10 protein-coding genes and 1 pseudogene are annotated in these 12,107 nt (G+C 39.9%); 1 reads left to right on the plus strand and 10 read right to left on the minus strand.

Annotated elements, in window-relative coordinates; translation table 11 throughout:
• Positions 1-14: 14 nt before the first annotated feature.
• From MKP09_RS11010 to MKP09_RS11040, 7 genes and pseudogenes are all read right to left on the minus strand, one after another.
• Positions 15-458, minus strand: a complete 444-nt coding sequence (locus MKP09_RS11010; RefSeq protein ID WP_240828950.1) for a hypothetical protein — start codon at positions 456-458, stop codon at positions 15-17.
• On the minus strand, positions 455-1,399 hold the full coding sequence (locus MKP09_RS11015; RefSeq protein WP_240828952.1) for an SGNH/GDSL hydrolase family protein: 945 nt from the start codon (positions 1,397-1,399) through the stop codon (positions 455-457). Before MKP09_RS11015 ends, MKP09_RS11010 begins: the two co-directional genes overlap by 4 nt.
• A 65-nt stretch (positions 1,400-1,464) precedes the next feature.
• Positions 1,465-2,361: a DUF5017 domain-containing protein gene (locus MKP09_RS11020; RefSeq protein WP_240828956.1), complete on the minus strand. Its 897-nt coding sequence runs from the start codon at positions 2,359-2,361 to the stop codon at positions 1,465-1,467.
• Between the two features lie 27 nt (positions 2,362-2,388).
• A complete protein-coding gene (locus MKP09_RS11025; protein ID WP_240828960.1) occupies positions 2,389-3,774 on the minus strand; it encodes a RagB/SusD family nutrient uptake outer membrane protein in 1,386 nt (461 codons plus the stop codon).
• On the minus strand, positions 3,735-3,959 hold the full coding sequence (locus MKP09_RS11030; RefSeq protein WP_240828962.1) for a hypothetical protein: 225 nt from the start codon (positions 3,957-3,959) through the stop codon (positions 3,735-3,737). The genes MKP09_RS11025 and MKP09_RS11030 overlap by 40 nt, the downstream gene beginning before the upstream one ends.
• Before the next feature lie 20 nt (positions 3,960-3,979).
• Positions 3,980-6,409 (minus strand): annotated as a pseudogene (locus MKP09_RS11035) (SusC/RagA family TonB-linked outer membrane protein); the annotation flags it as partial.
• Positions 6,410-6,438: 29 nt separating this feature from the next.
• Complete coding sequence (locus MKP09_RS11040) at positions 6,439-7,143, minus strand: TonB-dependent receptor plug domain-containing protein (protein WP_240828965.1); 705 nt, start codon at positions 7,141-7,143, stop codon at positions 6,439-6,441.
• Between the two features lie 186 nt (positions 7,144-7,329).
• Between MKP09_RS11040 and MKP09_RS11045 the strand changes: the two genes are divergently transcribed.
• Entirely contained in the window at positions 7,330-8,358 is a 1,029-nt protein-coding gene (locus MKP09_RS11045) for a GntR family transcriptional regulator (RefSeq protein WP_240828968.1), read from the plus strand.
• 45 nt (positions 8,359-8,403) lie between these two features.
• On the opposite strand, the gene MKP09_RS11050 is transcribed toward MKP09_RS11045, so the two are convergent.
• The 3 genes from MKP09_RS11050 to MKP09_RS11060 all read right to left on the minus strand — a co-directional run.
• Positions 8,404-9,063, minus strand: a complete 660-nt coding sequence (locus MKP09_RS11050; RefSeq protein ID WP_240828970.1) for a GDSL-type esterase/lipase family protein — start codon at positions 9,061-9,063, stop codon at positions 8,404-8,406.
• Positions 9,064-9,155: 92 nt separating this feature from the next.
• Positions 9,156-10,922, minus strand: a complete 1,767-nt coding sequence (locus MKP09_RS11055) for a sialidase family protein (protein ID WP_240828972.1) — start codon at positions 10,920-10,922, stop codon at positions 9,156-9,158.
• A gap of 37 nt (positions 10,923-10,959) precedes the next feature.
• A partial coding sequence (locus MKP09_RS11060) for a RagB/SusD family nutrient uptake outer membrane protein (RefSeq protein WP_240828978.1) occupies positions 10,960-12,107 on the minus strand: 1,148 nt, incomplete at its 5' end.

The following is a 12,107-nucleotide window of genomic DNA, read 5'->3' on the forward strand; positions in this document are numbered from 1 at the left end:
ATTTGTTATTCAATTTATCTTTTTGTCATCGGGCGGTTAATATACACGGGCGTTCCCCTCAACAAGATGCGACCTAAGTAAAGCACAGATTGATCATACTTAGCCGGATGCGCAACAATATCTTCCGTGTTTGCCTTTAATATTTCTCTTTTGTTAGCTCTATCATAAGACAAATGTATTCTTACAGTATGCTTGCCGGGCTTTACTTTTATAATATCATATTGCCCCCGGTAACGATTATTGCAATAAGCATTAAATCTATTTATAGTGTTTACCTCGCCATGTTCATCAGGCTGATAAAAGCGATACCCTTTTGCAGCAACTTCTGTAAGTCTTATATGCTTTCCATCAATTTCGATTTCTATTTGTCCGGCTTCAGGTCCACCAATATCAAAAAGCCCAAAAGCTGAACCTTCGAATTGGAAAGTAAGACTAGCCCCTTGTTGTGCCGATTTCATGATATATGGAAACCACGGACTGTATTTATAAAAAGTTGATTTTTTTCAGGAACTATCTTTTCCCAACGCCCATCAAAGGTTGCAATATCTTCCGGTGCATACATACCTGCATCTTCCCAACTGTCTGGCAGTAGAGGTGTTTTCAATTGCTTTTTTACAACTGGCAACTTTGCTTTCTCCAATTTGATAAAGGCTCTGGCGATTGCTTCAGCATATAAGTCACCACCCTCGGGCAAGGGATGTATACCATCATTAGAAAACAGTATACGAGTACTTACATCTTTTGTTCCTTTCCAAAGTAATTTTCCGTTACTTTTAAGCTTGGCTGGCCACAAGCCAAGATGAACAGATGGCAGTCCATAATGATCTGCAATTGCTTCCAGGTTTCTGACATTGTCTGGCATTGACCCCTGAGCATATTTATCTAACTGGCCTGTCATAACTGTATAGATCAAGCATATGTCGGTAAGCGGATTATTTTTTATTATTTGTCTTATCATTCCTTCCATGCCTGGAGCATATGCACCGTTAACAGCAAACTCAATAAAAATCAGATCGGGTTTTTGTGTCAATACCTGCTCACCTATGCGGCATGCGCCTAAGTCTGTCCCAGTGCCTGATACACCTGCATTAAAAAAAGTTATGGAGGATTTAAAATAACGTTTTGCTAAAAATGTTGCCGATTGCTGCCGGTAACAATATGCTCCCTGCGTAATACTTCCTCCTATATAAGCGATCCTCACAGGCTTTCCAGCCTCCATTAAACTAATGATGCGAGTTAATCCATTTCTGACTATACATTCTCTTTGGTCATAAAATCTTTCTACATTCAGTAATCTGGGGATCGTGTCGGGCAAAAACATCATAGCTGGCGCAGCCTCCTGCGAAGCGCGTATAAGCTCCTCATTCCATTTTTGAGAAAATGCATTCTTTCCTGCCAACAGGAGCACACTTAAAAAACAATTACGGATTAAGAAAAAGATACTCATAAAAATTTATATAGTCTCTAGGGTGTAATAGTCAGATCAAGTTCCCTTACGACCGTCATCTGGTTTACAGCATTTGCATTACTAGCAACAAAGGTTACCTTATATGTACCTGGAGCATTATATACGGCCTCATGTTCAGCTAAAGACGTTGAAATATTTTTAATTGCGAGCCCGCGATCAGGAGCAACTTTATTGGGATTAAATAATTTTGTAATGACCCAATCATCATTTAATTCGGTAAAACTCCTATTTGATACGAGTTGAGAAGCAGAGATGGTCCATCTGGTATCAGGATTAAGAAAACTCCATTCTTTCCATCCGGCAGTTCCAATAGTGGCTAAGGTGCTAACGCCTCCATCAGCACTGTTGCTATTAAGCTCAAAAGAACGAAACACCCATCTGTTTTGTACTGAGGCGTCTGCCACCTCAGATGTTACGTATCGGAATGCAATGGCCATGTCTTTATTAACTGCTGCAAAATCAGTCAGATCTATATCTCCCGATGGTGTTTGATCTGCTCCAGCTGACCAAATTGCCCTGTCGGAAATGTCACGCCATGTGGCTGCCTTGATACCCGCTGAATCATATATGCCTGAAAAATCAGTTGATATTAACAACTTGATATTGGTTTGATCTACTATACCGCTTTGCGAGAAACTTTTGAAATTAAGCGACAATGTATTTCCTTCTGCAACCGTTCTGTTATGATATTCGTACTTCTGGCCTGGCATGCCGGACCAAAAGACAATATTTTCTGCATTGCCGGAAAATTTAAAACGGATTGTGTCACCAACCCCATAAGTATGCTGTTCTGTACTTACCTGAAAATCATCCGGCGACAAGACATCATCCGATTTGGTACAGGATAAAAAAGCAAGTAACAACACAGTAACAACAACTAATATTTTATTCATATAATTGATAGTTTAGGTATTATCAGATTACCATCCTGGATTTTGAGTGGCATTATGATTAACGTTTAACTCGCTATGAGGGATAGGAAACACTACGGATCTGCTGGTTATTCTTCTGGCCTGGCCTGTCGCTGCAGCTTTCAGAGCCGTGGGCATAGTAGCATCATATGTTGCAGCCTGCTGTTGCATGGTTGATATATAGATACCCCATCGAATCAGATCATGTTTACGAAGTCCCTCAAAAGCCAGCTCTCTTAAACGTTCATTCATGATGAATTCCTGAAAGTCAGCTTGCGGCATTCCTGCCGGTGCATCTACTACAGGATCGGCTGCTGATACAGGTTTACCATATCCTCTGCGTCTTACCTGGTTTAGCGCTTCGTATGCTCTAGCTGTAGGCCCGTTATTTATATAGTTATCTGCTTCAGCAAACATTAAAAGAACATCAGCATACCGAAGCAGCGGCCAATTAGTGCCATTAAAATCTTTATTACGTGGCAATAAGTTTTCATACTCTCTTCTCCACTTACCATTATTCCTTTCATATATTTCGTTTGCGCTCCAATTCGTTCTCACTACAGTGTTGCCGCTTGCCACGAAACGGAACGGCGCTATAGACCAGTCTCTTCGGAGATCTTGTGCTTCATATGCATTGTACAATTTTGCTGTAGCGTGTACCAAATCGGCTCCCCAACCGGTATCAATATTGGTACAATAGATGCCATTGTAAGATCCGATGGAACCGCCTTCGCGAATAGTACCTTGATTATTTCCGCCAAACTCTACTTCCCAGAGACATTCTTTTATATCATATACTTCACGCACATGGTTGATGTAAATTTGTTTGAAATCGGGATTGAGCGAATGCTCTCCAGACTGCATTACACTATCGGCATATAATGCAGCATCGGCATACCTTGCTTCATCTTTTAAAGGTGAACCAGCCATGCTGAGAAATACTCTTGTTAATATTCCTTGTGCCGCTGTTGTACTTACTTTTCCATTGAAGCCATACTCACTAGCTTTTCTTAACAATGGGATAGCGTCTTTCATATCTTTTACAATCTGCGTATAAACCTCTGCCAGTGGGCTGCGTGGTAATGGATCCTCCTCCGGTGTTTTAGCTGAGGATAATTTTAAAGGGATGGGGCCGTATTGATCCGCCAACAAGAAATGATAATAGGCCCTCATAAATAAAGCCTGACCTCTGACTTCATTAATCTTCTCCTGGCTTACGCTGCCTATAGCATTATCAATATGATCCAATAGCATATTTGCTCTTTCTACGCCGGTATACAGTGCTTCCCATTGCCTGCCAATTTCGAGAGAAGAAGCATCAAACAAATTGCCGTTAATGCCGGACGTAGCTCCCTTTATAAAAAACTCATCGCTAAACACCATGAAATACGACATCCCCTGGCATAAACACGCATATCCCCTAAACGATCATATACTCCTGCTAACGCCTGGTTAAGATCCTGTTCTGTTTTATAATAATTAACAGGCGCCACGAAGTCAGTTGGCTTTGTATCCAAAAATTTTTTACAGGAGGGAGTAATTATGGCTATGAGTAATAAAACAATTATTGCCTTTTTCATATAAATGCGTTTAATTATTTTTAGAAGGTTACGTTTAATCCCAAAGTAATAGTGCGTGCAGCTGGATAGGCGCTCCAATCAAACCCAGGTGTGAGAGGGGAATCACGAACCGAAACCTCAGGATTCAAACCAGAATAGTTAGTCCAGGTAATAAGATTCTGGGCAGAAGCATATACCCTTACATCTGCTATTTTTAACGATTTTAACGCAGCTAAGGGAAGGTTATAACCAAGAGAAACGGTTTTAAGCCTAAGGAAAGAACCATCTTCTATATTTCTATTGGAATAAAAGTTAGGACCATATCCACCTGCCACCGGCAAAAGGCTACCGATGTTATCAGGTGTCCATCGATCAGCATAAGAAGCCAACATATTTACATTAGCTCTTCTCTCAGCACCCTCAAATACTATGCGGTTGGCATTTAGCAGGTCATTACCGTAAGACCATTGAAAAAATATGTTTACATCAAATTGCTTATATCTTAAATTATTAGAAAAGCCTCCTATATGCTTAGGTATGGGGCTACCGATGACGGTTTGATCATTGGCATTAATAATACCATCTCCGTTGATGTCTTTGTATTTAATATAACCAGGCCGAATAGTAGATGCGTCTTCTCCATTATTTTGCACGTTGGGTTTTAAAACATAAGTACCATCAATCAACCGGTCAAAATCTTCAATCTGATATAATCCATCGAAAACATAACCATAAAACGAAGCTACTTGTCGTCCTGGCAACGCGATATATGGCGAAGCGTTAAAATTAGAACTCCAGCTCCCCACCCTTGTGGTAAGACTTGATTGATCATAGTTTAACTCTTCTACTTTATTTCTGTTGAAGGCAATATTGAAACCAGAACCCCATGAAAAATCTTTGGTTTCAATATTCACAGTGTTTAAAGTAAACTCCAAACCACGGTTACTTACAGTACCAATATTTTTGAAAGCTGATCCATAACCTGTTGACGACGCCAAAGTCGCATCTAACAAAAGATCATTTGTTCTTTTTTGATAGTAGTCGGCAACAAGGCTGATGCGATTATTGAACATACTTACATCCAGCCCTAAGTCGAACTGCGCAGTTCTTTCCCACACCAGGTTTTCATTGCCTACTTCAGTAGGAACAGTACCCTGCACAAACTGATTATTGAAAAAATAGCCGCTATTTGTATTAGCACTATTTGACGAAACATTCTGCCGCAAAACACTCATATATGCAAAATCGGAAACCCTGTTATTGCCGGTAATACCATAGCTGACGCGGAATTTGGCATCACTGATCGCACCAATATTTTTAATAACTGTCTCATCACCTAAACGCCATGCAAAAGCCGCAGAAGGGAAATAGCCCCAACGATTACCCGAAGCAAATCTGGAAGAACCGTCAGCGCGGTAAGAAACTGTAAAAAGATATTTAGAATTAAAAGTGTAATTAACCCTCCCTAAGAACGAAGCTAATGTAGAATAAGATCCTGAGCTGATGCTGGAGTAGAGCGTACCTTCTTCCAGACCTTTTATTCCCAGTGATTCATTAGGCAGTAGTATCGCTGTGAAACCGTTAGTCTGCACATCATTACGCTGCAGGGTAAATCCGCCTACTGCATTTACCTGATGTTTTGTATTGTAGACTTTGTTATAGGTTAGCGTATTTTCATTCAGCCAACTATGCGTAAATGAGTTATTCAGCGAACCATTAACACCAAAATTGGCTCCATATGTAGTAAAGGGGCTTCCCGCAGCGGTTTGGGAATTATTGAAGCGTTCACCTCTTAGTTCACTTTCTGTAATACCTCCTGCAATCTTAAGTTTAAAATCTTTGAGGAAGGTATATTCCAGGAATGCGTTGGCATAAAGTGTATTGCGAAACTGATAATTATAAGCATTCTTTAAATTAATGACCGGGTTCACCCGCAGGTCTACCGTAGAAGTAATATCCTCATCAAACGGATCTTCTAACAATTGGCCATCATCTCCACCGCTTACCGGACGATACCCCCATATACTATAGAATATATAAGACGATGCATTACCTGATGAAGCACCATTTAAATTATCTGTTGTCTGATTGGACATTTGTCCAAAGCGTTTGGTATGTGTATAATTTACATTCACAGCGGCTTTGAAATTTTTACCGATCTTCTGATCAATTTGAAAACGCCCCTGGTAACGATTGAACCCACTGTTAAGAAGCACTCCATCCTGTGTCATAACATTCCCACTAAAAGAGTATTTGGTTTTATCTGTTCCTCCTCTAACGGCGATGCTGTGGTTTTGCATATTCGCAGTTCTTAGAGCCTGATCCTGCCAATCGACACCTGTCACATCACGATAGGACTCTAACGTTTTTCCATCGTTGAGATACAATGCCTCCGTAGCAGCAGTAGGGTTGAGCTCCAATTGGTAGCGTACAAATTCATAGGGACTCATCATTTCCTGTTTTTTAATAACATTTTGTCTGCCATACCAACCATTATAACTTACAACAGCACTACCGGTTTTGCCTTTTTTGTAGTAATAAGGATGACGCCATTAGCACCTCTGGCGCCATAAATAGCAGTGGAAGACGCATCTTTCAACACTTCAATAGATGCGATATCATCCGGATTCAGCACATTATTTTCCGCCGATTCCATAGGAAAACCATCAATTACAAATAGTGGGGCATTACTTTGGGTGATAGAATTACCGCCTCGAATTACTATATTGTAATCTACCCCTGGTTGCCCATCAACAGATGTCACCTGCACCCCAGCCACACGTCCGGCTAGCGCCTGGTCAAAAGAACTCACAGGCGCTTTCCTCATATCTTCCATATTGGCAGTACCAACAGAGCCTGTAAGGTCTTTTCTGTTTACCTCGCCGTAACCAATGACGACGACATCGTCCAATGTTTGTAGACTTTCTTCTAATGCTATTTCCAAAGCAGATGCAGTATCGACTACTACCGAAGTGCTTTTGTACCCGATCATGGAGACCGTAATAATTTCGCCTATAATCACATTTTCTATTTGAAAGTTGCCTAACTCGTTGGTTAAAACTGTTTTTTTACTTTGGGAGGTAGAGACTGTGGCCTTTGCTAACTGGTTCCCATCTTTATCGGCTACCGTGCCTGTAATACTTTTAGTCGTCTGGCTAAAACAGACGGAAGGGATGATTATCAGAAGTGAGAAAATTAGTTTCATATTACAATCGTTAATTAAATTATAGTCTGGTCTGGACTGGTAAGCTATACAAACATAAAACATATTTTCAGATATTCAAATAATTTTTTGAATATTCTTTTGGTGACTTTAAAGCAGAACTTATCACCTTTTATTCTGGTTTGGTTTGTATAGTGTATTGAGTACATTTGTTCTAAAATATTCTTCATGTCAACTACCGTTTTAATCGATAATAAGGTTCAGAAAAACGCCCATGGCAAACTAAAATATCAGCAGTTGGCAGACCATATTGTAGCTTTAATTGAAAGTGAAAAACTCCGTATTGGCGATCAAATACCGTCTCTCAAACAATTGCAACAACAGTTAAAAATGAGTAAGGAGACATTGCTTAAAGGATTAAATGAGCTAGTGGAAAAAGGTATTATTGAATCTGTATACCGCAAAGGGTACTTTGTAAGAAAAAAGACTATAAATCACAACTTCCGGGTTTTTTTACTTTTGGACAAGATGAACATTTTGCGCGAGCAGCTTTACCGGAATCTTTTTAATCATTTGCAGACTCGCGCTGATATTGATATATATTTCCATCACCACAACTATCACGTTTTTGAAAATTTGATCAAAGAGAATGTGGGCCTGTACACCCATTATGTAATAGCAACATTTTTGAAAGAAGATGTTGCTCCACTACTAAATCTGATACCAGAAAAAAAGAGGATAATTATTGATCTGAACCAGCAAGGCTTAATGGGTAGTTACAGTTGTATTTACCAGGATTACGGGCACGACATTTACCATAGTCTCCACAAACTAAAAACAGAATTATCGAAGTATGAACGTTTGATTCTGGTAGCTCATTCAGAAGCCGTTCATGCCCGACTCGTTATTGAAGGCTTTTTACGTTACTGTACTGAAATGGAACTTCCTTACCTGATTCAGTCTGAAATAGGGGAAAGAACCTTTCAAAAAGGAAATGCTTATGTCACTTTCAGCAGATATGATACAGATGATGTAGCACTTATAAAGCTTGCAAGAAAAAAGAAACTTAAATTGGGAGTAGATGTTGGCCTGATCTCTTATAATGACACAGATGTAAAGGAAATATTAGAGAATGGCATTACAGTAATATCAACTGATTTTGAAGCCATGGGCAAGACTGTTGCCCAAGCCATACTTGAAGATAAAATCATTGTAAAACGCAACCCCACAAAGGTTATAAAGAGAAGCTCTCTTTAATAATGCTTTTGCGAGAAAAAGATATTAATGTATAGTCAAGATTTTTTATCTCCCTTTAATCAGTGCTGATCTGATCCTTTTTTCCCAAATCGCGTACCCTTTGGCGTTCATATGTAACCTGTCGCCTACAAATAATTCGGGTCTGGATTTACCATCTTTAAGCATGGGCGTGAACACATCTATAAAGGTTACATTCTTTTGAGCAGTCAAAAAATCTTTTACAAGGTTATTAACTTCTATGCATTTCTGCATGTATTTATCCCGAACGGGGCTAGGCTTTAAAGAAATATATACAATAGCTGTATTCGGCAATTTATCCCTTATTCCTCTATATAGTTCTTTCGTTTTATCAAGTATAACCGTGGGCGTGTATTGCTTATTTGTCAAATCATTTTCCCCTACATAAATAACTATCTGCCTGGGATTGTAAGCAAGTACCAGATCGTTTAAGTAGTAAATAATATCATCGATCACTGCTCCTCCAATACCCCGATTGATAACATTATAGCTACCAAAGACTTCCTGGAGATTCTTCCATTTTCGTATAGATGAGCTACCCACAAATACTATGGGATCTTTAACCGGCTCATAAATTTTGTCATACTTTTTAATGACTTCAATGTTGTCAGAAAAGCGGTGCTTTTGCTGGGCCTGGCTACAAGTAACAAAGAACATTATAAGTGTAAATAAGAATATCCTTTTCATATATTTTATTATAGTTAACAATCGTAGGCTTTCACCGAAAACTTATTCTATACATTATATCGTATTATCTTTAGAAGATAGTTTTAAACACATTAGTGTACAGAAGGCCAATAATCGTATGGATTCAAATCAGTTTTAGTTAAACGGTACACTCGAAGTCGCTGTTCATTATGTCCTTGCTTACCCTCCTTTTCCGAGCGACCTATCGTAATAAATAAATAATCTTTTGTAGCGGTAAGACTTGGATCCAATATTTGTACTATAGAACGGTTGCCCTTCTTTACATTCGGGCTTATCCACCTGTCGACATCCATTAGGTACTCCCAGTTTTTTCCGTCATAACTACGTGCCAGTGCAAGCCGGTCACGCGGCAGATAATTTATAAGTGAAGCATATAAGTCATCATACACCCAAATCATATAAAAAGTGGGTTTCTTTGCATATGAATCTTCAATTAAAGCAAAGGAAGACCGTGAATTTTTCAGAGAGTCGGAAGGATGATCCCCTTTCCATGTAATTCCATTATCATCGGACTCTGCATAATGAATGCTGGGAGCCTCTGACCAAGGCGTATATAAACGTAATTTGCCATCGATGGTATAGATCACTTTGCTTTCGCAAAAATGATCCAGCTTAGTGATTGATTTTGTATCATTGTTTGACCCCTGCCATGTACCGCCATCATCATCGCTGAAATAAACAACTGATTTATGACCCCTTGCAGGCTGATCTACATGCGTTCTTCTTGTAATGACAAAGAATATACGCCCGTCAGGCATTTGAGAAAGTTTATCATTCATCGTCAACGCATCGGGAACAAAATCACCCCACGTTGTACCACCGTCTGTCCAGGTAATACCCTCATCCGAAGAAATCTTTGCCCGGTATCTCAATGGCGCATCAAAAGGATGTTTGCCTGAAACATTATATTCCGCCACCATCTTTAAAATCCTGCCAGACTTTAGCCGGATGACACTATGATGAGCATCGTAATTGTACGGCCAGGTTATAGGAAAGGGGCCTTTAAAGCTATTTCCACTGTCAGATGAAAGGTACTCTTCTGCCCGATGCAGCAATACAAGATCCCCATTCTTCTTTTCAATAATGGATGCACCTTCCCTAAATTTTCCATCTTCATTATTAAGGTTGTATTCGAGTACCCCTTTGTTTACCCTGCCCTGCCTGCTCAATAATTCTATCTCAATATCATCAAAATATACATTTGCCTGCCTGGCACAAAGTGCCACTCTACCTGGTGAAAGATGCGATAACGAATCGGTCTTTAGAAGCGGTGTTTTCATATTGTTCAAATAGAATTGCAGTGTATTGTTGCGCGCTACAATCCGAACGTTGTGCCATATATGTTGAGGTATTTCAATAACCCCACTTTGAGCTAAAATTTTTTCTGCAAAATCCAGCCCCTGTCTCTCTATAATATACCAGCATTTCTTACGTATATCATAACGCACACTTATCATTGCTTCTTTTGAATTAAGCCTGGCCGAAAAACCAAGCAAAGCACTATCCCGCCTTGAATCTGCAATCCAAAAACGCGCGCTAACATCGATATCCCGTTCAAAAACATGCAACCAGGAATAACTAAGGTTTTTTGTATTTGCAACACTATATACATTACTATTGATTGCGCTAGGTTTTACCACTCTCCAATTGTCCGATTGATGATCTTCTATCCAGTAATCGGGACTGCTGCCAGATTTTGTATGTTCAAAATCATCCAAAAAATAGAACTGCGAAGAATCGACAGCTGCCTGCGCGAGGATGGGAAAAATGCATAACAATATCCCCCATCTTGCCATCTCTTTTTTATCATGTACTATACTTTTTGTGTCATAATTCAAAGCCAAAAAAACTGAGAAAAGCTATTATTTAGCGCACCTAATATCCAGGGTTTTGTTTAGACAATTTATTGTAGAGCCTTTCTCTTTGCGGAATGGCCAGAAAAATATTTTTGGCACCTATATTTTCGGCAGGTAACACAAAGTGTATTTTAGCCGGAGAACTTTGATTGGAAGGAAACGGGATAATGTATGGGTCATCGCTACCATTTTCAGCATCATCAGCCATTTGTTTTACAACAGATTCTAACAAGCCCCATCTTTTTAGATCCTGCCTTCTCAAAAATTCACCCAATAGTTCTCTTAATCGCTCGTCTTGTATGGTCTTGCGAAAAACTTCCTGGCTGGCATACTGTTCGGATTTCAAATTATAATCTGTTAGAGAAATTGCTTGAGCAATAGCTCCTGATCCACCACCTCCAGATATGGTAATGGTAGGCAGAGAGGTATAACCTGATCCCGCCCCCGAGAGATAAACACCTGATACCTTATCGCCAGAACGCAACGCCCTGGCAGTTGCAGGTACTGTGGCCCCTCCTCCCGAAATGGTAACTGCCGGAACGGATGTATAGCCCGAGCCGCCATCGATTAGCTGGATGCTGCTGAGCATTTTTCCGTTCAACGTTTCATTGTATGCCCGTTTTCTAATATCGTTTATATAACTAACTATTTCAGCCGTGGGGCCGTTCAACTCATTTTCAGCTTCAGCGAGCATTAACAATACATCTGAATATCGTATTATAGGGATATTTGCAGGACTCTTGGTGGGATCATGTGGTGCAGCCTCTTCCTCCCTCCTCCATTTTCCTGGATAGCGGCCCCAATAATTGGTCGCAGAAAGCAAGGTTTTGTTGGGAGGTGTTGTTGCCGACCCTCCCGAATATTTGAACTTTGCAATATTCCAATCTCTTCTGGTATCTGGCGTGGTGTCAAGTGTTGCAGTAGCTGTCGTACCCTGAACAGCAACCAGATTAATGGTTTCGTAAGATTTTAATGCTCTTGGATGCACCACCGTCCAGCCATCAGATCTTCCCACGAAGTCATTAGAAGTCGCTATTCCTACTCTAACCCATTTCCCGGAATTTGTTTCAGGCGCTGTTGTATTGACATAAAAACCCACTTCCCAGATACTTTCACGGTTGGCATTATCATATTGATCTTTTAACTGCAGCCTGAAAACTTGTTTAT

This window comes from Paraniabella ginsengisoli (assembly GCF_022513635.1).
GTDB lineage: Bacteria > Bacteroidota > Bacteroidia > Chitinophagales > Chitinophagaceae > Niabella > Niabella ginsengisoli.